Raw genomic sequence first — 23,587 nt, forward strand, 5'->3', positions numbered from 1 at the left:
GCACTAAGCCGCCGGTCAACAGTCAAATCGGCGGCAAGTAGGAGAGGCAAATGAAAACAGACTTGGCAGACACGTTCCGCCCTATTGCGGAACCGCAAATATTGGATAGCGTCTATAGCGAGGACCAATATCATCGGCTGATTGGCGTAGTGCGCGATCATGGCCCCTGGCCGATGATCTTGGCGCATCATTTCAAAACGCCCGAAGAAGTGATCGCCACCAGTTCGGGCGAAATCCCCGAAGACGGCACGCTGACGTGGGAGCCGTTCCTAAACCCTGTGTTCCGCGGCTACCTCGCGCGCGGAGGAGTATGCCTCTATCCAGAGATAGAGGATTGCTACACAAATCCGTCCTTTCTGGACAAGGCGCGCGCCTATTATGGCGCCAAATATGCCCAGCCTGAGTCCATGCTGTTCAACATTTCAGGCCCCTGCGGTGGCGGCGGGTCGCCGCACGTAGATGGCACGCGGTTCCGCGGTCTCAATCTCGACAGCGCGCCAGTCTGGTTGCTGAACATCATGGCAAAGTCCGGCCTGTTCAAACGCTGGCAGGCGAAGAAGGCGCAGGTCATCGCCTGGTATTATCGCGGCAAGGTGGGCGGCAGCTTCACTTATTGGCCCGATGGTCCGCGCAACGCCCCCAAGCAGTTGAAAGCGCCGATGTGGGGCAAGGGCGTCGTCGTTGAAAATGAAATGATGTACCACACGGCTGAAGCGAATGGGCCGTCGGCGCTGCGCCGTCCCCAAGAGCTGGCCTATGAAAGCCGGATCGGCGCGGGCGCGGATGGCTGGCAGATCACCACCCAGGACCGCGTGATCCAGCAAATCCCCGACGAGGAAATTCGCTTCCTGGTCCATTGGGGGGCGCAGCTTTTCATGGATTATGACGAACTTAAGGTCTCGATGGACCATAGTGACGATCTGACGGTGGAGCGCGCCATCGGCATGTTGATCGCGGACCTGCGTTCACGCGGCGAGACATTTGAGGAACCGAGCGATCCACTGAATGATCGCGCCTTCGTCCGCCTGCTGATCCGCGTCTATGACCTCGGCAAGCCGGTGATCTTCCCGCCCGAACCGATCGAAGAACTGGCTGCCTAAACCAGGCTTCGGGTACCAAAGAAGGGGCCGCCCGGAACGCCCGGGCGGCCCCTCTTCTGTTTCAGCTAACTCAGCGTTCGCCGAAGCTATAGCGCAGCTTGATGCCATACATGCGCGGTTCGCCATAAAGCGATGCGAAGATGCCGAGGCCATTATAGCTGTTGGCATTGGCGACACGGTACAGCTTGTTCGTCGCATTGGTGACGAACAGGCTTGCGTCCAGACCAGTCTGGCGAATGTTCCGCCAGTCGAGCGACATGTTCAGCAGGCCATAGGCTTCCAGCATCGATCCCGGCTCGAAAGACGGATCACCCGTGGGCGATGTATGCTGTTTAGAGAAGTGCGAATAGCTGATGAGGTAGGACAGCTCGCCCAAATCCTCGCCCATCGGCAGCTTCGCCGTTGCATGGATATTGTAGATGTACGGCGTCACGAACTGGAACGGCAAGCAGCTCGCATCCACCGTGCCGCCGAAGTTGACACGGGCGAAGCCGCCGCCTGGAAGGCAGGTACGATCCGAACCGAGCGAAGTGAACTGGTACTTCTTGTAATCGGCATCGGTGTGACTGAACGTGCCACCAATCTCCAGTCCATCGAACGGACGGATCGACGCTTCTGCCTCGACGCCCTGAATGGTAGCGCTCGCCGACAGGATCTTGGCGCCGCCAGCGAAGGTCGTCAGATTGAAGTCGGAACCAGGACGCTGGATATTCTTATAGTCCGAATAGAAATAAGTGACGTTCAGACGGCCCGGCACCGAACCCACGCGCCAATCGGATTTGAAGCCAGCTTCATAGCTGGTCAGCTTTTCGGGATCGAACGTACGGAATTGGGGGTTCACTGCCACCGAATTGAAGCCGCCGGCCTTATAGCCGCGCGTGACCTTGCCATAAACCATAAGGCCGGAGAATGGCTTGTAATCCAGTCCCACTGTCCAGGTCGGAGCCTTGGTCTTGAGTGTCGCGTCAAAGCGGCAATCATCGCCCGTGGCCCGGATCGTATTATCGACTGAGCAACGGACGGTGCCGTTCGCCAGCGGTGACCAGGACGCCGAGAAGCCCTTCACCGTGTCCCAGGTATAGCGGTAGCCCGCCGTGAAGCGCAGATTTTCCAACGCTGCGGAGAACGCACCGAAATCCAGCGTGCCTTGCCCGTAGAGCGCCTTCGACTTGTTCGTGACGCCCGCTCTGCCACGCGATCCAGCGCAAGTAACAGGATTGCCGGTATTGATGGGGGAGCAGAACTGCACCGCTGCGGATTCCCACAGACCTGCCGGCTTGGTGTCGATGTAGAAACCACCGACGGTATAGGTCAGGTGATTGTCCAGCATATTCCCCTGAAGCTGTAGTTCCTCGGTGATCTGCTTCAGATAATCACGAGGGTGCGCCACCCGGACCTCATTATTATAACCCGCGACGGGGATCCCGAACTCGTCCGTCAAACCCGGAACGGGGAAGTCCGGGAAATTGGCGTTCTGACTGATCTGATACCCCTGCAGCGGCGTACCGTCATTGTCATTGCCATAATCGGACTTCAGCTTCTGATAGCTGACAATATTGCGCAGCTTCAACTCGTCGGTCAATTCAAGGTCAGTGGTGTTGATCGCGCCCCAGGCGTCGATGTTGGAATAGCTGTCGGCGTCGTTGCGCGTCTTGCGCGGACCGATCTGCTGTGAAATCTCGGTCTGGCGATTGTAGATCGCGATACATTGGGGCGTACCGCAGTTGCCGGTGACCAGACTGGGAATACGGAAGCCGCGATTGATATAACCCGCGCCATTGTTGCGCGACTTTGATCCATAGACCATCAGGTTGTTCGACAGCCGATCGGTCGGCGTCGCAAGGATGCTCACGCGGCCGGTGTACCAATGCTGATTATCGCGATCCTTGTCCCAGACAATGTCTTGGGTGTAGCCGGTCCGGTCATAATAGGCGCCAGCGACGCGGATGGCGAGCTTGTCTTGGATGATCGGCACATTGAGCGCGCCCTCGATATTCACCAGGTCATAATTGCCATAGGCGCCCTGAATATAGCCTTCTACATGGTCGGTCGAAGGCTTGTGTGCCGAAAGCAGCACAGCGCCACCGGTCGTATTACGGCCAAACAGAGTGCCCTGCGGACCGGAAAGCACCTGCACATTTTCAAGATCGACGAACTGACCCGGGCCGCCTTGAAGGCTGAGGCTGATCGATGCGACCAGCGGCACTTCGTTCAGATAAGTCGCCACCGAAGGCAGCGCGAGAAAGCCGGTCGACTGCCCACGAATGGAGAAGCTCTGCACATCACGGCTCGCCTGACCCTGGGTACCCACCACCAGCGAGGGGACGTTGCCGTAAAGCTTCTGCGGTTCGGTGATGTTCAGTTCCCGCAGCTTTTCGGGCGAGAAGGCACTGATGACGATCGGCACATCCTGCGCGCGTTCTTCGCGCCGCTGTGCTGTCACGATGATATCGCTGATCTGCGCGCCCTGCGCGGGTTCGGCCTGCGGAGCGGTCTGCGCTTGCGCGGGACCCATGGCTCCAAGAAATGCAGCACTCGCCAAAAGCGATACGGCATAACCCCTTTTTAAATTATCCATCCCGTCTCCTCCTCATTTTCGAATGAGATTTGAATTTTGTTTAAAGAGGGGGTATAAAGCTCGATCGGCGGTTTACCCGCTCGCTGCATCGTGCCTTTGCACCTCCCCTTGCGCTTCTGCGCTTGGGGATCATGGCGTAGGAAGCGACGGCTTATGAATGCCATCGGCTTGGTTCCGGATATGTGGAGCAATTACCTCCGATCCGACCATTAATGGGTCTAGTTATCGATCGATAACTAAAGATAGTCAAAGTTTGCGCGCCCCGCTAAAGTGCGGCCATGACCAGCATCGCGCAAAAACCCGTTAGCGAACTATCCCTTGCCCGGACAACCAAGGGGCAAAGGACAACCGATAGGCTGCTCGACACAGCTGAACTCTTGTTCGCGCAGCAGGGCTATGAAGCGACATCGCTGCGCGACATCGCCGCCGCCGCCAATATTCAGCAGCCCGGCCTTTACAAACATTTCGAAAGCAAGGATGCGCTCTATCATCGCGTTCTCCAGCGGGCGCTGCAGCCACTGGCGGACGAGATGGATGCAACCATCGCCCGGTCACCGCAGGAGGCATCCTTCCGCACTCTCGGGGGTCGGCTGGTAGATGTGCTGGCGCGGCATCCCAACGTCCCGATGCTGCTCATCCGGTCCCTGCTGTCACCACCCTCGCATCGGGACGATATCGGCATGGCCTGGGTTGACCGGCTCGCCGACTATGGGCGGCGGATCACGCGCGCGGCCGAATTCGAACCGGCGCCGGAGGATCTAATCCTTCAGATCATAGCGATCTTCAATCTCATGTTCGGCTATTTCTGGGCGGCCCCTCTAGCGCGGAACTTGTCAGGGATGGACCCGCTGTCTCCCGAGATGATCGAGCGGCAAAAACAGTTGATCAACCGTTTCATCGAGGCCCTCGAACGAGGGTTTGGGCGGGGGGAATCATGAGATAGCACGGCAGGATCGCCACCCATACGCGCATGTGATTGCCTTGTTTCTCCAGCGTAAATGCCTAAGCTGCGCCCCACCATTCCCGGAACGCTCGCCTGACAACGAGTAGTCCGCCTCTGCATTTCCCCGGAGTGATATTCCAGCCGATGTCCGCCACTCGCCTTTCCAGCGCCGGCCGCCGCGCCTCAATCATTGCCGCAGCGAAAGCGGTCTTTGCCCGGCACGGGCTGGAAGGAGCCCGCACTCAGCAGATCGCCCGCACTGCGGGCATTTCCGAAGCGCTGCTATTCCGGCATTTCCCCACTAAGACGCACATTTATCGCGCGGTGTTGCGGGAAGTGATCGCCGATCAGAACGCAACCTTCCAGTCTTACGGTCAGGCCGCCCCCAGTACCGAAGGTCTTCTTGAAATTCTCCGCCGCACGATCAGTCATGCCATGCAGGGAATGGGCGCATCCAACGCGGAAGGGATGCGCATGGTCGTGGGCAGCCTGGCGGGCGACGGGGGTTATGCGCGCCTGGTTTATCGCCGAGCGCTGCGCCTCACGCTTCCTAACCTTGAAGAAGCATTGGAAGCGGCACGCGCTGATGGGGGCATCAGCGGTGAGATAATCTCGGCCACCAACGCCGCGGCGTTCATGGAAAATATCAGCACAATGATGATGATGGCGCGCTGCCATGAGCGGATTGCCATCCCCTATGATGAGGATGACAATCGCACCTTGCGCGACGCGATCCTTTTCTGCGCTCGGGGCATAGGCATAGCCGAAGCGCGGATCGTTCAATTTCTGAACCAGATGAAACCCGCAGCGCAGGGAGACCGGTAGGGGCCGGTCTCCCCGCCGGTTCAACGCTTGGACCGCAAATGGCGCAGGAAGTAGTCGCTCATCACCTCGATCGCTTCCTGCGCTTCGGGAAGATGGGTCATGTACCAATGCGCGTGCGGCATGGCTTCGAACACGAACAGATCAGCCTCCGCGCCAGCACGGCGCAGGGCGCGGTGGAAACTGGCCGTGGCGCTGAGCACGGCGTCCCGCGTGCCGCTCATGAGCAGCGTTGGCGGGAAACGCGACAGATCCCCATGGATGGGAGAAACCTCCGGGGTTTTCGGGTCCGCGCCGCCCAGATACGCCCGAATTTCGCTGATCTCATGATCGGTCGGCAGGATCAGGTCGCCCCAAAAGCCCATCAGCGTGAAGATTTTCGCCGTGTCGCCGAGGTCGCTCAAATCCCCGCCAGCGGTGAAGATTCCGCAGCAAGCCGGCAGCGGCAGCCCCTCACGTTCCAGCCGCATGATCGTCTGGCCGGTCAGGAAACCGCCGGCCGATGAGCCGTAAATGCCGATCTGATCAGGGCGATGATGGTCCAGCATCGATCGATAAACGGCGACCGCATCATCGACTGCCGCTGGATAGGGATGTTCGGGCGCCAGGCGGTAATCGACGGCGACTACCGCCACCTTGGCCTGATGCGCGACCGGAATGGCTTCGATCAGAGATCCAGAGCCCATAACGAAGCCCCCGCCATGCAGGTTCATCAAGGTCAGGCCCTTATTTTCCTCCGGAATATCGTGAGGCTTGACGAGGTGGCACCGCACCCCGGCGATCTCGATTTCCTGCACCTCGACCGGATATTGCTGCAGCGCTGCTTCACCGCCCAATTTCATCTGTTCATCGACGAAGGGCCGCAACGCCCACATAGGCAGGCGTTCCGCGTCCGGAACGGGCGGCTCAGCCCAAGGCGGGGTAGCCAGAAACGTCTGCGCCTCTGCACTGACCGTCCGCGGCACAGGCACGACCGCATTACCCAGTTGTACCGAACCGTCTGCATCAATCTGATAGGTCATGAATTTCCCTTTCTTTTCGGGAGATCAAACTGCGGGGGCCTGTACCTGGCGACCAGCGCGCGCCATGCCGAAAAACAGCAGCGCTATGATGACACAGCCGCCAATGAGCATCATCGCCACAGGCCCATAGCCGCCGATTATGTCGCGCAGCACGCCCGCGAGCGGCGGTAGAAAGAAGGTAAGCGGCAGCGTCACCACGCCGAAAAGACCGATGACCCGAGGCAGCGAATCCTGACCGAACAGGCGAGCGGACAGCATGTTGACGGCCGGGAACACGCCTGCCCCGCCAGCGCCCAGCATCAGCGATGCCAAAGCCATGAGGGGGAAGGATCTCGTGCTGAGCAGCGCCAGCCAACTGAGCGCCAATCCGGCAGCAATCAGCCCGAGCGAAAATGGCGCGCCCAGGCGACCACAGAGAAAGCCGATGACGAGCGAACCGATCACCGCCGCGCCGCCCATGATAGAGAGCAGGCCAGCAGCCTCGCTCGCCGCCACGCCCCGCTCAGCCACAAAGGCGACGAGGTGCGAAACAGCCGTAATGCCCACGGCGCTAAGGTAACCGGCTCCCAGGCTTATTACCCAGAAGGCTGGACGGCGCAGCAGCGCGCGGGCGGACATCATCGCACCGCCGCCATGGCCATGCCCATGGCCCAATTGCTGCCCCGCTTCAGCTGGCGCGTCCGAAACTCCCAGCATGACAGGCAGCAGCGCCACGTGCAAAGCCGCCAGAGTCAGATAGAAGGCGCCAAGGCCATGGTCGCGGATCACAATCAACCCAACCATCGGCAACAAGGCAACGAACAGCGGCGTATTCGCTATGCCTAACGCCGTGCCAGGATTGCGCCGAAACCAATTACTGGCGAGTACGCTGGCAGGAAAGGGGCCGAACATCGCGAGGCCGACGCCGATCGGCAGTGCGTAAAGCAGCAGCACAACAGGCATGCTCGGCGCGATGGCCAGCAGCGCATAGCCCGCGCCGGAAATTGCCGTGCCGATCGTCATCGTCCAGCGCAGACCAATGCGGCCGATCAACGCGCCAATGAGTGGACTGACAAGGCCCAGCACCAGCACGCACAAAGCGAGCGACAATGTCGTCGTGCCCCTGCTGGCGCCGTAAAGTTGCTGCAGCGGCAGAACGGACACGCCGAAGCCGCCAAAGGCGCAGCCCACCGCCACATTCTGCGCCAGGAAGGCTCGGGCCACCATCATCCGGCCCTGCCCTGAAGGTCCGCCGGTCACGTCCCCGACAGCGGCTGCTCCAGTCATCCCATTCATTCACGTGTCTCCTGTTTGCGCCGGGCAAGGGCGGAGGGCTTGTCGTCAGCCTTGTTGCTGGTCGTAGCCGGTCCAACCGCTCGTGATCTGGACCAGTTCTATGCGCGTCCCGTCCGGGTCAGCGCAGAAGATGAGTTTTCCATAGCCAAGGTCGGACAGGGTCCCGTCCAGCCTCGATCCGCCAAATTCGACTACGCGCGCAGCCACTTGTTCCAGATCGTCAACCACGAAGCAAAGATGGGGGCGGCCGGGCAGATTGGCTGGGCGGGGATCCGCGCCGCCAGCAGGCGGCCGGTCCTCCACAGTCCACAACTCCATCCGCATGCCCTGCTCATGCCGGATGAACTGGGTGCGGACCATCGCGCCCGGCATTTCCAGCAGGGGCCCTGGCACGTCGGTGCGCCCATTTTCCTGCGCTTCAAAGCCGAGTCCCTCAATGTAGAAGCGCGTCGAAAGCGCGATGTCAGCGACATATATGCCGAAATGGGGAAAGCTTTTGATCATCCATCCTCGCCCAGGCGAACTTCGCTTTGCTCTTTCAAAAGCTGCACATGCGGTTTGGCGGCGCGCAGGATCCTGCTATCCAGCCGGGCTGTATAAAAGGACAATGCTGCACCCGTTACTCATTTTCGCAGTCGACCCCGACTCGGATTTTCTATTCTGCCATGCTTCGCACTCCTCGTTTCTGAAATGCGTAGAAGCCAGAGGCAAGCAGGAATTAACAACACACAGTGTATCAGCAAAGTCAGCTTAGCCGCGATCACGCTGCGCCACGAGCGATGCGGCCCGCAATATTGCAATTTCCGGGTAGGCGGATGGACGATGCACAGAGAGATGCGTAAATCTTCCACGGTCTGAAATCCGTCTGGCAAATGCGGATCAGCAAGGAGAGAGCGATGACTCTGGTAATCGATGTCGATGCGCATTTCGAACCGGGACCTGAATGGCTGGCCAATTATCCTGATTTGGCGAAGCGGCTTCCTAAGCTCGATGGCGGCGCTCTGGCGGTAAAGGTGATCTGCGGTGATCTGGTGCGGTCCATTCCCGACGACCGCCGCCCTTCCATGGAGGAACTAACGCCCCCTGGCCTCCTCACCCTGTTCGCCAAGGAAAAGGCGGATGAAAAAGGGCGACGCGCCGAATTTGAAGGCAAGAACCAGATGGAGGTCGCCAACACCAAGGCGCGCCTCAAATGGATGGATAGCCAGGGCATCGACCTGCAGAATGTCATTTGCCTGTCGGGCATTACTTATCAGACTTTCATTGATGATCCCTCGCTGCGGCAGGAAACCATCCGCACCGCCAATGACTGGCTGGCCGACACGTGCGACGAAGGGGGCGGGCGGCTGTTGCCGGTGACCGCGCTCGATTATGAAGATCTGGACTGGGCGATCGCCGAACTCAAACGCATGCGCCGACGCGGCAGCCGGATTGTCCTGATCCCCGGCGCGCCGGTCGCCGGCAGGTCCATCGTCCATCCGGATTGGGACCCGTTTTGGCGCGCCGTGACCGACAGCGGCATGATCGCCATGCTGCACACAGGTTTTGAGCGCATGTCCTTCGATCCGGGCTGGTCAAACATGGCGGCCGATCCTACCTTGCTCCGCCAGTTTGGCGGCGGGTTCCGCCATGTGACGGCGATGATGAACATCAACGCGATGGTCTTTTCGGGACTGTTCGAGCGGCATCCTACGCTGACTGTCACGATCGCAGAACTTGGTATCGGCTGGATGCCTTTCGTCCTCAATGACATAGACGAACGCGCCACGCCCACGGCCGAACTGTTCCTGGGTCAGTGGAAATATCCCATGAGGCCCAGCGACTATGTTCGCCGCAATGTTCGCGGTACGCCGCTCAATTGCGGCAGCGATAATCCGCTCGACCTGATCATGGAACAACTGCCGGAGGAGATGCTGATGTTCTCCTCCGACTTCCCGCACTTTGAGGGCTTTGCCGACCCGTCAGGCCATTATCGCGAATTTTTCGACAAACATGCCGACCGCTTGCCAGCACGCCGCCGAGATTTGTTCATGGGCGGCAACTTTCTGTCGGCTTTTGAACGGATGGGCGATCCGTTGATCGTTCCGGCGCGTTCCGAAACATTGGCTGTCTAATCAAAGGAAGGGGTCGGAAGATATTCCGCCCCTACCCAGTCAACGCGTCTCTTCGACCAGCCGCCGCAACTTGCGCGCCGCCATCTGCGGTGTAGTCAGCACCGGTTCGGACCGGATCTGCCGCACCAGCGGAGCAGCGCGCGCCATCGAGAATTGTCCTACCACGATGACGTCCACCGGCGGCAATGCCTCCGCAGCGGCTACGCTAAGCCGGTCATGCTCGTCCCCATCACCTGCCTGCAACGCTTCCAGCGCGCCGGTCGCGACCGCCGGTATGATTACTGGCCGCGTTTGACCGACAGCATCGGCCATCGCATGGATTTCGCCCTCTAGGGGGGCGACAGACCCCTGGAAGGTCAAGAGGAGGCCCACACGCCCGCCGCCTTCTTTCCCCTTGCAGAGCGCCAGCACCTCATCGAACGCGCCTTCGTTGGGCGTCACTACGGGTATGGAAAGGTTTGCCTTCACCCGTTCGATGGCGGGGCGGAAAGCGGAGCAGGTGAAGAGGATGCCTGCCGTCTCGGCCTGCCCGTCATTGGCCCCGGCGGCGTAACGCCCAAGAGCCTGGAACCGATCATAGATCGCCGGGCTGATTTCGCCGATGGTAGCGAAGTCCGATGCGAGCGAGTCATCGATCAGATTATGGACAGCGGCTTCAGGCCATTCTTCGCGCATGGCCGCCATGGCTGGACCCGGCGACTGTGCCAGGGCGCTGATCATCATAATGCGGGGCGCATTGCTCATTCCGCTCTCTCCATCCGAAAAGTTGCCACGCCGCAATGACGATGCCATCAGCGCGGGGCAAGGGTGAATCGCTACGCAAAACGGAGTGTGAGGGATGTTGAGACTGGACGGACGCGTCGCGATCGTGACTGGCTGCGGTAGCCAGGCTCCCGGCTGGGGCAATGGCAAGGCGATCGCTACCCTTCTCGCGCGGCAGGGGGCGACGGTCTATGGCGTGGACCGCAATCTGGAAGCCGCCGAGGCGACGAAGGAGATCGTCGCTGGCGAAGGCAATATCCTATACGCCGCGGCAGGCGACGTAACCGATTCCGCGCAGGTCAATGCGCTGGTCGCCGACTGCGTTGCCCGCTTCGGCCGCCTAGACATTCTCATCAACAATGTCGGCCAGTCGGAACCGGGCACGCCCGAAACGATGGAGGAAGCGGTCTGGAAGCAGCAGCTTGACCTCAATCTCACCAGCGCCTTCCTGACCAGCAAGGCCGTCCTGCCGATCATGACCGAACAAGGGTCGGGCGCGATCGTCAATGTGTCGTCGATCGCGGGGCTGCGCTGGGCGGGCAAGGACCAGGTCGGCTATGCCGCGGCCAAGGCAGGGCTCATCCAGTTCACGAAGGTGACGGCCGTAGCCTATGCGGCGAAGGGCGTGCGGCTGAACTGCGTCGTTCCCGGCCTGATGTTCACCCCTTTGGTGGAGCGCTTGGCCCAGCGCTACAACAAGGGCGACTTTGAAGGGATGGTGGCAAAGCGCCATGCTCAGGTACCGATGGGCCGCATGGGCGACGCCTGGGACATCGCGCATGCCACCTTGTTCCTCTGTTCCGACGAGGCGCGTTACATCACCGGCACGGAACTGGTCGTCGATGGCGGCATGACCGGCTTTACCGGCTTTCCGGGCTGAACCCAGCTATTCAAAGCTGGCTGATAAAGCCATGCAGGAAAATGGCTGCGGCGCGCTGCGCATAACGCCGCCTTTCCTGCGCGGAAACCGGATGCCCGCCTGCGAACAGGCGGTTGCCGCGCAAAGCGAGCACCAGCAACTGGCGCGCGTGCCAGTCTGCTTCTTGCCCCATGCCAAGGCTGTTCAGCCAGCGAGCCAGCTCCGACACCCAGGGCGCGCGCAGGGCGATATAGACATGGCGCGCCAACGCAGCATCGCGGCGAGACTGGCTGATGACGACGCGATGCAACTGGATCGAAGTGGCGGACGCAAGGATCGCCAAGGCCGCTTCGACATAAGCCGCCAGCGCGTCCACGTCAGCCTGGCCTTCGGGCAGCGCAGGGGGGACTGCTGCGCGCGCGCACTCCTGCACCAGTGCCCGCATGGCGGCTGTGAACAGGCCCGCCTTGCTGGAAAAATGGCGATAGAGGGTGCCGCGCCCAACCCGCGCCTCCTCGCCGATCAGGTGCAGATTGGCGCCTTCATATCCCTGCGCCAGGAAATGACGCCCAGCGACGTCGAGCAGCGTGCGGATATGGGATGGCGGCTCTTCGAATGGCTCGGCCTCGGCGGACGGCATCGGATCGGGCCACGGCAGGCCGGGCGCCGTGGCGCTGCCTATGCCCTGGGCGAACAGAGCCGCGGCGTGGTGCGCGATCCGGTGGCGCGCTTCGGGCGGCGCAGCAGGAAAGCCCATCAGTACCACCGGTCCTTCAACCGCCAATGATCCGAAATCCAGCGCCACTTCCAAAGGCACGGGGCGATCGACGCCTTTTTCCCGCGCATAATTTTCGAGCGCCTGCCGCACAGGTTCTAAGCGCATGCCCTGCCCATTTTGCAGTGCTGATGCGAGGTCGGGCATCTTGTGCGCCACGCCCGCCGCGACCCACAGGGCACTAAACATGCCCTGATCCAATGCGGAATCGAGTATGGCGCGGGCAAGACCCGCCAGTTCCGAACCGCCGCTCGCCGCGCTTTCATGGACGGCAGCGGCGCGGGCGACGAACTTGGCCCCCTGTTCGTCCAGAGCCGCGCGGAACAGCGCCTCCTTATCCGCGAAATGGCGGTAGATGGTTTCCTTGCTCACACCCGCCGTGCGTGCGATCGCATCGATGCTGACCGCGTCAAACCCGCGCTCGACAAACTGTGCGCGAGCGGACGCCAGAAGGTGCCGGACGCGCGGCGACGCCACATCCGTCCTCGCCTCCGCTGCATCTCTCATCCGGCATTCCTGCTAAACATCAGAGCGCTATATCAGCACGGCGCGAGGATGCACCCATGCTTCTTGACGACAACCGAACGGTTCGATACCGTTCGGACCCATAATGTAGTTGGGAGAGCGACTCATGGACAGTCCATGGACGGAGCGACCGTTGACGCCGTTCGGCATGGAAATCGGCATTCGGCTGGAATGGCCGCTGCCGGAAGGTTTCGAACAGCGCATGGTCGATCTGTTCAATCGCCATAAGCTATTGGTCTTCCGGAACCAGCAATTGGCGGAATCCAACCAGGTAAAGCTGCTCGAAAATTTCGGCCGGGTGCTTGGCTCGCACGGCGAATATCGCGAGATTTCAACCGATGGCGGGCTCGGTTCAGGCCCTCTCACCTGGCATAGCGATCTGGCCTTCACCGAAGAACCATTCAAGGTCATTTCTTTGCATGCCGTCGCTGTGAATGACGGACAAAGCTATACCGATTTCGTCAACGGCGCCGATACGGCGGTGGCCCTGCCGGAAGACCTCATGGTCAAAATAGCCGATCGGAAAGCCATGACCATGATCGCCCCGATCCAGACGCACCGCACGGTCGGCTACGACAGTTCCGACGAAATGCCGCATCAGATGCGCCCCCTCATCATCCCCCATCCGCGCACCGGGGAACCTGTCCTCTACATCAGCAACATGCAGACAGCGCGCATCATGGGGATGGAGCGGGACGAAAGCGACGCGACGCTGAACGCGCTGTTCGTTGAACTTTACCGCGACGACCGCATCTATCGCCACCGCTGGAATAATGGCGACATCGTTGTCTGGGACAATATCGCCTTGCAGCACGCGCGCGGCGACCTGACGGGCATGACGCCCCGCCGGCTGCAGCGCGTCGTCGTCGCTGACAAGAGCTTCTTCGACCTGCTCCCGCAATTTGAGGTGGGCGACAAGCGGGTCAGCGCCTGGGGTTCAGGCGGCAAGCAACTGGTGCTCGACTAAAGGAACACGGAACATGGCCGAAATCCCCTATCTGCTGCGCGGCGTAATGCCCGTCGAAACCGAAAGCAGCATCCTCATCTCTTCCTCCAAATATCTGAACAACCCGCGCCTGCGCGAATGGCTGGCGATGATCCTGCTGCGGAAAAATGGGCCCGACATGCCCGCCCCTGCCGAGATGTACGAATTCCTCCCGATCCTGGAATCTCTACGCGATTTCGACGCGATCGAGGAAATGTTCTCGGCAGAGCGCAAGGTGAACCCGCAACTGGACGCCTGGTTCAGCGAAGGTTTCATTTCGACCTACACCATCGAAGAGTTCGCCCAATATGCGCCCGGCTCCCTCGGCGGCATCTTTTACAAGCAGATGACCGAGGGCGATTATGAAATCCAGATCACGCCCTGGAAGGAGCCCCAAACGCAGCTGGAATATTATAATCTGCGTTCCGGCCAGACGCATGATTTCGAACATATTCTCACGGGCGGCGGCTTCAACTTCATGGGGGAGCTGGTCCCCTATTGGTATCGTCTGACCAATGTGCCCAAACATATGCACAACCCGCATCTCGCGGCCGAAGTGAACATGATCCACATCTTTGGCTCGCTCCGCTATACGGTCCGCACCATGCTGCACTATCCCGAAGTGTGGCCCACCTGCGTCAACGCGATCCAGCGCGGCATGAAGGTGGGGCAGCAGAGCGATGCCCTCTTCATGAAGAAGCTGGAAACCGTATTCCACCTGCCGCTCGCCGAGGCGCGCGAGGCGCTTGGCGTCCGGGGCGCGGAAGATGTCGATACGTCACGCGAAGGCGCTTTCTGGGCATCAGGCGGCAAGGTCGCGCTGGACCCGATTGCGAGGGCGGCGGAATGACCGAAACCTGCGATCTGCTCATTCGCGGCGGGACGATCGTCGATGGCGATGGCGGTGAACCCTTCACCGCCGACGTCGCCATCCGTGACGGCCGCATCGTCAGCGTCGGCGCATTCAGCGGCGAGGCGAAGGAAGTCATCGACGCTGCGGGCCTTACTGTCACGCCGGGCTTCGTCGATATCCACACCCATTATGATGGTCAAGCCGTCTGGTCGGAGGAACTCTCCCCCTCCTCCTCTCATGGCGTGACCACTGTCGTGATCGGCAATTGCGGCGTCGGCTTCGCGCCGTGCCGCGCTGCCGATCACGACCGCTTGATCCGCCTGATGGAGGGCGTGGAGGACATTCCCGGCGTCGTCATGGCCGAAGGGCTCAGTTGGGATTGGGAGAGCTTTCCAGACTATCTGAACGCACTCGACGCCCGCCGCCACGATATCGATGTCGCCGCGCTGTTGCCCCACAGCCCGCTCCGCGTGTTCGTGATGGGTGAGCGCGGTGCGCGGCGCGAGCCCGCCAGGGCGGAAGATCTGGAGCAGATGCGCGCACTCACGCGCGAAGCGCTGGACGCCGGGGCCATCGGCTTTGCGACGTCCCGCCTGCTGATCCACCGCACCAAGGCAGGTGAGAATATTCCGAGCTACCAGGCCGATGTCGAGGAACTCAAAGCCATTGCGGGCGCCCTGCGCGACGCAGACACGGGCGTGCTGCAGATGGTGCTGGACGCCCCCTTTCAAAGCTGGTCGGACGAACTTTCCCATCTTCTGGAGGTCGCGGAAACAGCGGGCAGACCGGCCACCTTCACCCTGGGCACTCCCAACGGCGGTGAACCAGTTTGGCAAGACGCGCTGCGCATTTGCGAGGAAGCCAATGAACGCGGCATGACGATCAGCCCGCAAGTGCTGCCCCGCCCCGTCGGCATGATTTGCGGCTTTGAACTGTCCAGCCATCCCTTCAGCCTCTGCCCCAGCTACGAGGCGATCGCGGGCTTGCCGCTGGAAGAACAGCTTGTGCATCTGCGCGATCCCGCCTTCCGGGCGAAGCTGCTCGCCCAAGCGCCGCATGAGGGGAACCCCCTGGCGATGATGACGCGCAACTGGGACTGGATCTTCCCGCTATCCGACCCGCCTAATTACGAGCCCCCGGCCGAAAGCAGCATCGGCGCGCGCGCACGCAGCCGGAACGCCGCGCCTGAAGAAATCGCCTATGATCTGCTGATGAACGGCGGCGACGGACGCGGAATGCTCTATGCCACGCTCGGCAATTACTACCGCAACCGGCTCGATACGGTCCATGACCTCATCAATCATCCTGCGACGGTGATGGGCCTTGGCGATGGCGGCGCGCATTATGCCGCGATCTGTGACGCAAGCTATCCGACCTTCCTGCTGACCTACTGGACGCGCGATCGCGACGGTCCCAAACTGAGCGTAGCCAAGGCGGTGCAGGCGTTGTCGTCACGACCTGCCGAAACCATGGGTCTGCGCGACCGGGGCAGGATTGCGCCCGGGTATAAGGCGGACATCAACATCATCGACCTGAACGGGCTTCATCTGCAAGCGCCTTATGTGCGCCACGACCTGCCGGGGGGTGGGCGCAGGCTGGATCAAAAGGCGACAGGCTTTGTCGCAACGATCGTCTCGGGCGAGGTGATCCGCCGCAGCGATGAGGCGACGGGTGCAAGGCCAGGCCGCCTCGTGCGCGGGGCGCAGGCGGTGCCAGCTTAGGTCCCCCCGGTTCGTCCTGCGTAGCCGTTGAGCTTGTCGAAAAGGGCGTATCGAAGGACATTCCCCTCGATAGGCGCCTTCGACTTCGCTCAGTTCCTAATCAGGGCGAACGGAAAATGATCTTAACGAGCCGCAGACGCCCCTACTTCCTCCGACAAAACCCCTCCCATCCGATCTTCGCGCCGCGCGATCAGCGCAAACAACATGGCCACGATCGAGCAAGTGCAAACAATCGTTGCTATCACCGGCCTATAGTCGCGAGCCATATCGTGTAGCCATCCGGCCGCAGGCGGCAGGAAGAAGGTCAGGGGCACGCTGAACATGCCGAACAGCGCCACGGCCCGCGCCATCGCGGCCGGGCCGAAGCTGTGCGCGAATAACAGAGTGACGCTGGGAAAAACGCCAGGACCGCTCACGCCGATCAGCAGGATAGCTAGCGTCATCGCCGGCAGCGATCCCGTCAGGCCGATGATCGCCCAGCCAAGGGCAAAGCCGCCTGCGACCACGGCCAGCGATCTTGCGCCGCCCAGATGATCGCATAGCCAGCCGATCGCGACCGCGCCGAACACGCTGGCTCCTCCCATCAGCGAGGCGAGCAACGCCGCCTGCGCCATCGGCAAGCCGCGCTCGACCGAGACAGCGACCATGTGCACCGATCCGACGATGCCGGTCGCGTTGAGCAAGCCCGCCCCCACCATGGCGAACCAGAATAGCGGGTGGGACAGCAGGCCGCGCCCGGTCTCAGCGCGCCCCTCCTGATGAACATTGTCCGCCGCTACCGGCGCGAGCGGCGCTTCATGGACGCCAAGCAGCAGGGGCACGGTCAGCAGATGCAATCCGGCCATGGCCAGATAGAGGCCCGGCAGGCCGAAATTCTGGATCAACGCCAGCCCCGCCATGGGCGCTGCGGCGATCACCACCGGCATGGTCGTAAGGCCGATCGCCCGTCCCCGCGCTTCCGGGAACCAGCCGCTCGCCAGAAGGCTGGCGGGCAATGTGCCGGAAAGCCCGACACCCGGCCCCACCAGCAGCGCATAAGCCGCCAGCACGACGGGCATGTTCCATGCGATGCTGAGCAAGCCATAGCCCGCGCAGCACAGCAACGCGCCCGCCACCATGATCGATCGCAGCCCGAACCGCTTCGCCAGCGCCGCTACCAGCGGGCCGATAAGCGCCGTCATCAGCACCACCAGTGACAATCCAGCTGAGACAGTCGCGCGGTTTGCATCGAACCTGTCCTGCAGGGGAAGGATGCTGACCCCGAACCCCCCATAGGCGCAGCCCACCGCGCAATTCTGCGCGACAAAGGCGCGCAGCAGCATGGAACGGCGCAGGGAAGGATCAAGGGCGGAGCCCGCTAGGTCAAAACGAATCATGCCAAGGCGATAGCAGCAGGCGAAACCCCTATTCCAGCGCCCCCCGTCTTGTTCCCCGCTGGCGGAAGGGCCCAGGCCGCTCCATCTCCAAATAAATGAATGATCGCTCGTAAATTATTGACTGCCGCGCGCCTCCCGATAAGAACTATGGCACGCGGCAAACCCGGAACTTTGATTCCGGGACGATTGTGACAGGAGAATCAGGATGCGGATCATCGACGTCGATAGTCATTTCAATGAACCGGCCGACTGGTTCATGAAAGCCAATCCGGCTCTCGCTGCGAAGCTGCCGAAGATGACGGCGGCCGAACAACTGATCGACATTCTGGTGGGCGACCTTTTTTCTTCCGTCCCGCCCGCGCTGCGCCCCGACCCGCTCACGCTCATACCGCCCGTCGTGGTAGATGCTTATGAACGCTCGCTGGCGGGCGGCGACCCGCCACAGATCGCGGTTGATTCGGGTTCTTTCTCTCCGGAAGCCTATCAGCCTGAACCGCGCATCAAATGGATGGATCAGCGCGGCATCGACAAGCAGATCCTGCTCCCGTCCAACGGTTACCACCCCTATCGCCACGCGATGCGCAACGCGCCGGAACTGGCGCTGGCGACGCTGGAAACCTACAATCGCTGGTCCACTGAGCAGCTGGCGGGCTATACCGACCGCCTGATCCCGGCGACGGTCGTCGATCTGATGGACGTTGAATGGTCGATCGCGCAGGTCGTCGCCGGGCGGGAACGCGGCGCGCGCGCTGTGTTCGTAAAGGCCGACCCGCATGGCGGCAAGGCGCTCAACCATCCGGATTTCGAGCCATTCTGGGCGACGTGCGAGGATCTGGGCGTCGCCATCCTGTTCCATGTCGGCGGCGGCCGGGCGGCGATGCACCCCGGCTGGGCGAATAATGGCGGCGACATCGCGGCCTTCTACCGCCTTGCCAATCTGTCCCGCCGTCTGGTGCCACAGCTCGCCGTCGCCTCGCTGGTCTTTGGCGGCGTGCTGGAGCGCTATCCCCGGCTTGCCGTCATCGTGTCGGAACTGGGGATCGACTGGCTGCCCGACTTTCTGGAAGCGATCGATCTCGAAGCCGATGAAAAGCGGCCGCGCATGTTGAGCTTTGCGCCCTACAGCTATCCGCTCAAGCCCAGCGAATATGTCCAGCGCCAGGTGCGCGTGTCCGTCGTCCACCAGCAGGACGTACTGCGCCCGACGATCGAACGCGTCCCGGAAGGCATCATCGTCTTCTCCTCGGACTTCCCGCATGTCGAAGGGCATCAGGAAGCCGTCGCGCTCTACGACGCTCAGTTAGAGGGCTTGCCCCAGTCCACCCGCGAAAGCTTCTTCGGCAAATCAGCTGCCGATCTGCTCGGCATCTGATGGGATTGCTCAATGATTAAGGCTTATGCGTTCACCAAGATCATCGTCGCCGATCTGGCGGCGATGGAGCGTTTCTATTGCGATGGCCTTGGTCTTCGGGTGCAGACGCGGATCGCGGTGGACAAGCCGGGCTACGCCTTGCGCGAGACGGTACTGGTCGTCGGGGAATCCGGCACCTTGCTCAATCTGGTGCAATATCTTGACCGGCCCTGCCCACCGCCGGGCGAGGCAGTGGTCGGCCTGTCGATCGATGACATGAGCGCTGTGATCGCAGCGGCGACCGAGGCAGGCGGATCAGTGGTGACGCCGCCGGTGGATATTCCCGATCACCAACTGAAGGTCGCCTATATCGCCGATCCGGAAGGTCATCTGCTGGAACTGCTCCAACCGCTCGGCTGACGAAGAGGCGGTGGAGGCGTCCGCCGAAATAGCCTAGACTGCACCGCCAGATAACTAGCAGGAGAGGCTTCGATGGCGACAGCGGCAGAAGACCGCGCGGTTGACTGGACCACGCTGCGCACCTGCTTTGGCGAGCGGTTCAGTCAGAGCCAGGCGGTACGCGACCATCATGGGCGAGCGGAAACCTTCTATCCCGCCATGCCGCCGGACGCAGTGGTCTATCCGCTCACCACGGAAGAGGTCGCGACAGCCGTCCTCTTCTGCAAGGATAGGGGCATCGCGGTCACGCCCTATGGTACGGGCACCTCGCTTGAAGGCAATTTCCTCGCCGTGCGCGGCGGCCTGTGCATAGATCTCTCGCGCATGGACCAGGTGCTGCGCGTCAGCACCGACGATCTCGATTGCACGGTGCAGGCGGGCGTCACGCGCAAGCAGCTCAATATGGAGTTGCGGGATACCGGCCTCTTCTTTCCCGTCGACCCGGGCGCGGACGCATCGCTCGGCGGCATGGCCTCCACCCGCGCGTCAGGCACCAACGCGGTCCGCTACGGCACGATGCGCCAGAATGCCCTGGGGCTGACCGTGGTGCTACCAGACGGGCGGATCATCAGGACCGGCGGCCGCGCGCGCAAATCGGCGGCGGGCTATGATCTGACCGGCTTGTTCGTAGGCGCGGAAGGTACGCTCGGCATCATCACTGAAGTGACCCTGCGCCTCTATGGTCAGCCCGAAGCCGTTTCAGCCGCCGTGTGCGAGTTCGAGACGCTGCGCGGCGCGGTGAATGCGGTCATTCAGACGATCCAGATCGGCCTGCCCGTCGCCCGCATCGAATTGCTCGATCCGCTGCAAATGCGCGCCATCAACGGCTATAGCCACACCGCCTATCGCGAATGTCCGACCCTGTTCCTGGAATTTCACGGCACGCCCGCAGGGGTAGCCGAGCAGGCGGAAACCTTCGGCCAGATCGCCGCGGACAATGGCGGCGGTCAGTTCAACTGGGCGACCCGTACGGAAGACCGCACCGCCCTATGGGAAGCGCGGCACAAGGTCCATTATGCCAATCTGGCGCTACGGCCGGGCTGCCAGGCCATCGCCACCGACGTCTGCGTTCCCATCTCGCGCCTGTGCGACTGTATCGAGGAAACGCAACGCGCTATCGAAGAAAGCGGCCTGACCGCTCCCATCGTCGGTCATGTGGGCGACGGCAATTTCCACGTCCTCATGATCTTCGACCCCAACTCCGCCGATGAGCGGGCGCGCGCCAAGGCTTTGTCGGAGCGCATCGTCGAGATCGCTCTCGCCATGGAGGGCACCTGCACCGGCGAACATGGCATCGGCCTCGGCAAGAAAGCCCATCTCCTGACCGAACATGGCGCAGCCGTGGAAGTGATGCGGCAGATCAAGCGCGCGCTCGATCCCAGCGGCATCCTGAACCCGGACAAGGTCCTCGACCTCTGACTAGGCCGAGGGCAGCCCGCTTGCTCCAGCGAGCGACCCGCTCCCCTCTCTGCCCCGCCAGCAGATGACGATGATTGACAACGCATGCCCCACCGCCGGTCCGATCGCAAAGAACAGATGCATGCCCGCCAGCCCCTCCGATCCCGAAGAACGCGGGTCGAAGCCCAACAACCCGATGACGGGAAGCGCGATGCCCACCGCCACCGCATAGGCTGCATTGGTGGTGACGTTGAAAACCGACGAGAACAGCCCCGCCCGCTCGATGCCGCTGCTTTCCCGATGGCGATCCGCCACATCATAGATCATCGACCGCAGCATCAGATTGCCCGACCCTTGCGTCAGCCCCTGCCCCACGATCAGCAGCACGAACAGCCACATGCGATCCGGCGTCAGGAACAGCACCATCATGTTGATCGCCACCTGCACCGCCTCCGCCATCACCAGCGTCCGCAGCCGCCCGAACCGATAGCTGATCCGCGCCCAGAGCGGCGCTGCGATGATGCCGAACGCATATTGCAGCATCAGCAGCAAGGCCGGTGACGCCATGCCCATGTAGCGGGTGACGAAAAACAGGAAGACCGCGGTGCGAAAGCCCTGTCCCAGCGCGACGAAGAAATCCGACGCGACGATCCGCCAGAGCGCGGCATCGCGCAGCACCGCGCTAAGCCCCTGCCGCCAATTCACCGCCATAGATGTACGCCCCGGAACCGGCGGTTCGCGGAACAGCAGCGCAATCAGCAACATGCCCATGGCCAGCACCGCCGCCACCAGCGCCCCCATAGATCCTACCCGTACCTCCGGATTGCCGCGACCCATCGCGTCGAGCAAAGCGGGGAGGACAAGGACCAGGAAGATGCCGATCGACGAGCCCGTTTGGATGTAAGCTTGCACGCGCGCGCGCTCGACGGGCGACGCCGCCATCTCCCCGCCCCAGGCGTAAAGCGGCGTTGAAGTGGCCGTCCAGCCCAAGCACAGCAGCAGCAGCCACCCGCCCAGATACAGCGGGCTTGCTCCGGCGGGCGGCGAAAATACCGCGAAGAGCGACAGCAGAAACAGCAGCCCGCCACCCAATATCCACGGCTTGCGCCTGCCCATCTTGGTGCGCGTATGATCCGACGCCCATCCGATGATCGGATCGGCGGCTGCGCTCCACAAGCGGCTGATCATGAACACCAGCCCGACCGTCGCCAGGTCCATGCCGATAGCCGTGGCATAAAAGGCGGGCAAATAGGTCTGGAGCGGAATGTTGAATCCGCCAGTCGCGATGCTTGTGACGGAAAAGGCCGCCAGCCTCGGCCCCGATTCGCGCGCCTGATCCGTCATGATGCCCAAATGCCCCTCTATTTTACCGTCCGCGCGCCCTAATGGACGATTATGAAATCCGCGCAGGCGCTAATTTCCGAACAATCTTCCGAATTGCAGATTTTGCAACGAAGGATGTCTTTCTTATCTGCTGTCCCACATGCTATCGGCCCCCCATTCCATTTCAAAGGGGATCATCATGAAGTTTTCTTTCGCTTTTGCAGCGGCTTTGTCGCTTGCTCTTCCCGCCGCCGCCATCGCCGCCGACGCGCCCGTCATCAAGGACCGCGCCTTGGTAAAGACCGTTGACGGCCGCAAGGTCGGCTTCATCGACCGCGTGCTGAAGAACGCCGCTGGCGAGCCGACCGGCGTGCAGATCATCTACAGCGGCCGCTTCGTCGTCATCCCCGCCACCACGCTCAGCGCGGCGGAAAAGGGTCTGGTGACCAGCCTGACCTCCAAGGAAGTCAACAAGCTCTGACGCTCAAAAGGCGCTGCATCCCGCACGGGAACAGCGCCTCGACAGGCATGGCCGCTCCTGTGGCCATGCTATTGCCGTTGTGAGTTGATGTTGCCGCCGTCGACGATGATTTCCGCCGCTGTCATGTAGCTAGCCTCGTCCGACAGCAAAAAGCGGATGACGCGCCCCAGTTCCTCCGCCGCGCCATAGCGGCCCATCATGATCCTACGCTCATAATGACCGGGCAGCGCCGCCTTCGTCCCCGCCATGATCGGCGTGTCGATCATCCCGGGACTCACCGCATTGATGCGCACGCCATCGGCTGACAGTTCGTCGGCCATCGAACGAACGAGCGAGATCACCGCGCCCTTCGCCGCGCTGTAGATCGGGATCATGCCATTGCCCAATGTCGCGTTGATCGACGACAACGCCACGATCGCGCTGCCCGGCAGGCTGCGCAAATCCTCCCGAAAAGCCTGCGTCATCAGCACGATGGACCGGACATGCAGTGCGATCCCCGAGTCCCAATTTTCCGGCGTCACGCCATCGATGCCCGTCGTCTCCGCCGTGCCCGCGCAATGGACGATCCCGCCAACCGCGCCGATCGCCTCCCGCGTGGCGATCGCGGCGGGCGTCACCGCCTGCGGGTTGCGCAGGTCAACGCTGAACCCAACCGCACGCACGCCATAACGCTGGCTGATGATATCCGCCGCGCCTGCCGCACCATCCGCATTGATATCCCACAGCGCCACCGGACGCCCCACCGCCGCAAGAGCATGGGCCGCAGCCAGGCCAATGCCCGACGCGCCCCCGGTGATCACCACACCAGTCGCGGGTGAACCGAGCTGCGGCGAGAAATCAGCCTGGTTGTCCAATGCCGCCACGA

Annotated in this window: 21 protein-coding genes; 12 read left to right on the forward strand and 9 right to left on the reverse strand. The window is 61.9% G+C overall.

The window, feature by feature from the left end; translation table 11 throughout:
- Nucleotides 1–50 precede the first annotated feature (50 nt).
- Entirely contained in the window at nt 51–1,100 is a 1,050-nt protein-coding gene (locus ACFO3E_RS02905) for a hypothetical protein (protein ID WP_066530928.1), read from the forward strand.
- 70 nt (nt 1,101–1,170) lie between these two features.
- On the opposite strand, the gene ACFO3E_RS02910 is transcribed toward ACFO3E_RS02905, so the two are convergent.
- Complete coding sequence (locus tag ACFO3E_RS02910; protein WP_380802402.1) at nt 1,171–3,615, reverse strand: TonB-dependent receptor; 2,445 nt, start codon at nt 3,613–3,615, stop codon at nt 1,171–1,173.
- Nucleotides 3,616–3,956: 341 nt separating this feature from the next.
- Between ACFO3E_RS02910 and ACFO3E_RS02915 the strand changes: the two genes are divergently transcribed.
- A complete protein-coding gene (locus tag ACFO3E_RS02915) occupies nt 3,957–4,616 on the forward strand; it encodes a TetR/AcrR family transcriptional regulator (RefSeq protein ID WP_066530924.1) in 660 nt (219 codons plus the stop codon).
- 149 nt (nt 4,617–4,765) lie between these two features.
- Nucleotides 4,766–5,446, forward strand: a complete 681-nt coding sequence (locus ACFO3E_RS02920) for a TetR/AcrR family transcriptional regulator (RefSeq protein WP_066530922.1) — start codon at nt 4,766–4,768, stop codon at nt 5,444–5,446.
- Between the two features lie 20 nt (nt 5,447–5,466).
- Here ACFO3E_RS02920 and ACFO3E_RS02925 read toward each other — a convergent pair whose 3' ends face one another.
- Genes ACFO3E_RS02925 through ACFO3E_RS02935 form a run of 3 tightly spaced genes read right to left on the reverse strand, consistent with a single transcriptional unit; the run spans nt 5,467 to nt 8,244 of the window.
- Entirely contained in the window at nt 5,467–6,465 is a 999-nt protein-coding gene (locus tag ACFO3E_RS02925; RefSeq protein ID WP_066530920.1) for an alpha/beta hydrolase, read from the reverse strand.
- A gap of 24 nt (nt 6,466–6,489) precedes the next feature.
- Nucleotides 6,490–7,740: an MFS transporter gene (locus ACFO3E_RS02930; RefSeq protein ID WP_225870618.1), complete on the reverse strand. Its 1,251-nt coding sequence runs from the start codon at nt 7,738–7,740 to the stop codon at nt 6,490–6,492.
- A 45-nt stretch (nt 7,741–7,785) separates the two neighbouring features.
- Complete coding sequence (locus tag ACFO3E_RS02935; protein WP_066530916.1) at nt 7,786–8,244, reverse strand: VOC family protein; 459 nt, start codon at nt 8,242–8,244, stop codon at nt 7,786–7,788.
- 392 nt (nt 8,245–8,636) lie between these two features.
- On the opposite strand from ACFO3E_RS02935, the gene ACFO3E_RS02940 reads away from it, so the two are divergent.
- Nucleotides 8,637–9,854, forward strand: coding sequence for an amidohydrolase family protein (locus tag ACFO3E_RS02940; RefSeq protein ID WP_380802406.1), 1,218 nt, complete (start codon nt 8,637–8,639; stop codon nt 9,852–9,854).
- A gap of 39 nt (nt 9,855–9,893) precedes the next feature.
- Here the strand turns inward: ACFO3E_RS02940 and ACFO3E_RS02945 are convergent, their stop codons facing one another.
- Nucleotides 9,894–10,598, reverse strand: coding sequence for an aspartate/glutamate racemase family protein (locus ACFO3E_RS02945; protein WP_066530911.1), 705 nt, complete (start codon nt 10,596–10,598; stop codon nt 9,894–9,896).
- Nucleotides 10,599–10,692: 94 nt separating this feature from the next.
- Between ACFO3E_RS02945 and ACFO3E_RS02950 the strand changes: the two genes are divergently transcribed.
- Complete coding sequence (locus tag ACFO3E_RS02950) at nt 10,693–11,496, forward strand: SDR family NAD(P)-dependent oxidoreductase (RefSeq protein ID WP_066530908.1); 804 nt, start codon at nt 10,693–10,695, stop codon at nt 11,494–11,496.
- Nucleotides 11,497–11,506: 10 nt separating this feature from the next.
- Here ACFO3E_RS02950 and ACFO3E_RS02955 read toward each other — a convergent pair whose 3' ends face one another.
- A complete protein-coding gene (locus ACFO3E_RS02955) occupies nt 11,507–12,757 on the reverse strand; it encodes a TetR/AcrR family transcriptional regulator (RefSeq protein ID WP_066530906.1) in 1,251 nt (416 codons plus the stop codon).
- 124 nt (nt 12,758–12,881) lie between these two features.
- Here ACFO3E_RS02955 and ACFO3E_RS02960 point away from each other — a divergent pair, with 124 nt between their 5' ends.
- The 3 genes from ACFO3E_RS02960 to ACFO3E_RS02970 are packed head-to-tail and all read left to right on the forward strand — an operon-like array spanning nt 12,882 to nt 16,334.
- Entirely contained in the window at nt 12,882–13,742 is an 861-nt protein-coding gene (locus ACFO3E_RS02960) for a TauD/TfdA dioxygenase family protein (protein ID WP_082919752.1), read from the forward strand.
- 13 nt (nt 13,743–13,755) lie between these two features.
- On the forward strand, nt 13,756–14,610 hold the full coding sequence (locus ACFO3E_RS02965) for a hypothetical protein (protein WP_066530901.1): 855 nt from the start codon (nt 13,756–13,758) through the stop codon (nt 14,608–14,610).
- Nucleotides 14,607–16,334 (forward strand): N-acyl-D-amino-acid deacylase family protein, encoded by a 1,728-nt coding sequence (locus tag ACFO3E_RS02970; protein ID WP_380802411.1) that lies wholly within the window; start codon nt 14,607–14,609, stop codon nt 16,332–16,334. Before ACFO3E_RS02965 ends, ACFO3E_RS02970 begins: the two co-directional genes overlap by 4 nt.
- 122 nt (nt 16,335–16,456) lie before the next feature.
- On the opposite strand, the gene ACFO3E_RS02975 is transcribed toward ACFO3E_RS02970, so the two are convergent.
- On the reverse strand, nt 16,457–17,710 hold the full coding sequence (locus tag ACFO3E_RS02975) for an MFS transporter (protein ID WP_066530895.1): 1,254 nt from the start codon (nt 17,708–17,710) through the stop codon (nt 16,457–16,459).
- A 205-nt stretch (nt 17,711–17,915) separates the two neighbouring features.
- On the opposite strand from ACFO3E_RS02975, the gene ACFO3E_RS02980 reads away from it, so the two are divergent.
- The 3 genes from ACFO3E_RS02980 (at nt 17,916) to ACFO3E_RS02990 (ending at nt 20,939) form a co-directional block, all read left to right on the forward strand.
- Nucleotides 17,916–19,082: an amidohydrolase family protein gene (locus tag ACFO3E_RS02980; RefSeq protein ID WP_066530893.1), complete on the forward strand. Its 1,167-nt coding sequence runs from the start codon at nt 17,916–17,918 to the stop codon at nt 19,080–19,082.
- A gap of 12 nt (nt 19,083–19,094) precedes the next feature.
- Nucleotides 19,095–19,481, forward strand: coding sequence for a VOC family protein (locus tag ACFO3E_RS02985; RefSeq protein WP_066530892.1), 387 nt, complete (start codon nt 19,095–19,097; stop codon nt 19,479–19,481).
- A gap of 72 nt (nt 19,482–19,553) precedes the next feature.
- Nucleotides 19,554–20,939, forward strand: a complete 1,386-nt coding sequence (locus ACFO3E_RS02990) for an FAD-binding oxidoreductase (RefSeq protein ID WP_380802414.1) — start codon at nt 19,554–19,556, stop codon at nt 20,937–20,939.
- On the opposite strand, the gene ACFO3E_RS02995 is transcribed toward ACFO3E_RS02990, so the two are convergent.
- Entirely contained in the window at nt 20,940–22,262 is a 1,323-nt protein-coding gene (locus ACFO3E_RS02995; RefSeq protein ID WP_156518665.1) for an MFS transporter, read from the reverse strand.
- Between the two features lie 178 nt (nt 22,263–22,440).
- Here ACFO3E_RS02995 and ACFO3E_RS03000 point away from each other — a divergent pair, with 178 nt between their 5' ends.
- Nucleotides 22,441–22,722, forward strand: coding sequence for a hypothetical protein (locus ACFO3E_RS03000; RefSeq protein ID WP_066531697.1), 282 nt, complete (start codon nt 22,441–22,443; stop codon nt 22,720–22,722).
- A 68-nt stretch (nt 22,723–22,790) separates the two neighbouring features.
- Here ACFO3E_RS03000 and ACFO3E_RS03005 read toward each other — a convergent pair whose 3' ends face one another.
- Complete coding sequence (locus ACFO3E_RS03005; RefSeq protein ID WP_066530886.1) at nt 22,791–23,585, reverse strand: SDR family NAD(P)-dependent oxidoreductase; 795 nt, start codon at nt 23,583–23,585, stop codon at nt 22,791–22,793.
- Between the last annotated feature and the right edge of the window lie 2 nt (nt 23,586–23,587).

Source organism: Sphingobium tyrosinilyticum, assembly GCF_042654265.1.
Taxonomy (GTDB): domain Bacteria; phylum Pseudomonadota; class Alphaproteobacteria; order Sphingomonadales; family Sphingomonadaceae; genus Sphingobium; species Sphingobium tyrosinilyticum.

Bases quoted from the DNA above. Each gene is read 5' to 3' on its own strand.
- ACFO3E_RS03000 (WP_066531697.1), top strand. From the start codon at position 22,441: ATGAAGTTTTCTTTCGCTTTTGCAGCGGCTTTGTCGCTTGCTCTTCCC.
- ACFO3E_RS02965 (WP_066530901.1), top strand. From the start codon at position 13,756: ATGGCCGAAATCCCCTATCTGCTGCGCGGCGTAATGCCCGTCGAAACC.
- ACFO3E_RS02915 (WP_066530924.1), top strand. From the start codon at position 3,957: ATGACCAGCATCGCGCAAAAACCCGTTAGCGAACTATCCCTTGCCCGG.
- ACFO3E_RS02970 (WP_380802411.1), top strand. From the start codon at position 14,607: ATGACCGAAACCTGCGATCTGCTCATTCGCGGCGGGACGATCGTCGAT.
- ACFO3E_RS02940 (WP_380802406.1), top strand. From the start codon at position 8,637: ATGACTCTGGTAATCGATGTCGATGCGCATTTCGAACCGGGACCTGAA.
- ACFO3E_RS02990 (WP_380802414.1), top strand. From the start codon at position 19,554: ATGGCGACAGCGGCAGAAGACCGCGCGGTTGACTGGACCACGCTGCGC.
- ACFO3E_RS02980 (WP_066530893.1), top strand. From the start codon at position 17,916: ATGCGGATCATCGACGTCGATAGTCATTTCAATGAACCGGCCGACTGG.
- ACFO3E_RS02975 (WP_066530895.1), bottom strand. From the start codon at position 17,710: ATGATTCGTTTTGACCTAGCGGGCTCCGCCCTTGATCCTTCCCTGCGC.
- ACFO3E_RS02905 (WP_066530928.1), top strand. From the start codon at position 51: ATGAAAACAGACTTGGCAGACACGTTCCGCCCTATTGCGGAACCGCAA.
- ACFO3E_RS02935 (WP_066530916.1), bottom strand. From the start codon at position 8,244: ATGATCAAAAGCTTTCCCCATTTCGGCATATATGTCGCTGACATCGCG.
- ACFO3E_RS02930 (WP_225870618.1), bottom strand. From the start codon at position 7,740: ATGAATGGGATGACTGGAGCAGCCGCTGTCGGGGACGTGACCGGCGGA.
- ACFO3E_RS02960 (WP_082919752.1), top strand. From the start codon at position 12,882: ATGGACAGTCCATGGACGGAGCGACCGTTGACGCCGTTCGGCATGGAA.
- ACFO3E_RS02920 (WP_066530922.1), top strand. From the start codon at position 4,766: ATGTCCGCCACTCGCCTTTCCAGCGCCGGCCGCCGCGCCTCAATCATT.
- ACFO3E_RS02950 (WP_066530908.1), top strand. From the start codon at position 10,693: ATGTTGAGACTGGACGGACGCGTCGCGATCGTGACTGGCTGCGGTAGC.
- ACFO3E_RS02945 (WP_066530911.1), bottom strand. From the start codon at position 10,598: ATGAGCAATGCGCCCCGCATTATGATGATCAGCGCCCTGGCACAGTCG.
- ACFO3E_RS02985 (WP_066530892.1), top strand. From the start codon at position 19,095: ATGATTAAGGCTTATGCGTTCACCAAGATCATCGTCGCCGATCTGGCG.
- ACFO3E_RS02995 (WP_156518665.1), bottom strand. From the start codon at position 22,262: ATGACGGATCAGGCGCGCGAATCGGGGCCGAGGCTGGCGGCCTTTTCC.
- ACFO3E_RS02910 (WP_380802402.1), bottom strand. From the start codon at position 3,615: ATGGGTCCCGCGCAAGCGCAGACCGCTCCGCAGGCCGAACCCGCGCAG.
- ACFO3E_RS02955 (WP_066530906.1), bottom strand. From the start codon at position 12,757: ATGAGAGATGCAGCGGAGGCGAGGACGGATGTGGCGTCGCCGCGCGTC.
- ACFO3E_RS02925 (WP_066530920.1), bottom strand. From the start codon at position 6,465: ATGACCTATCAGATTGATGCAGACGGTTCGGTACAACTGGGTAATGCG.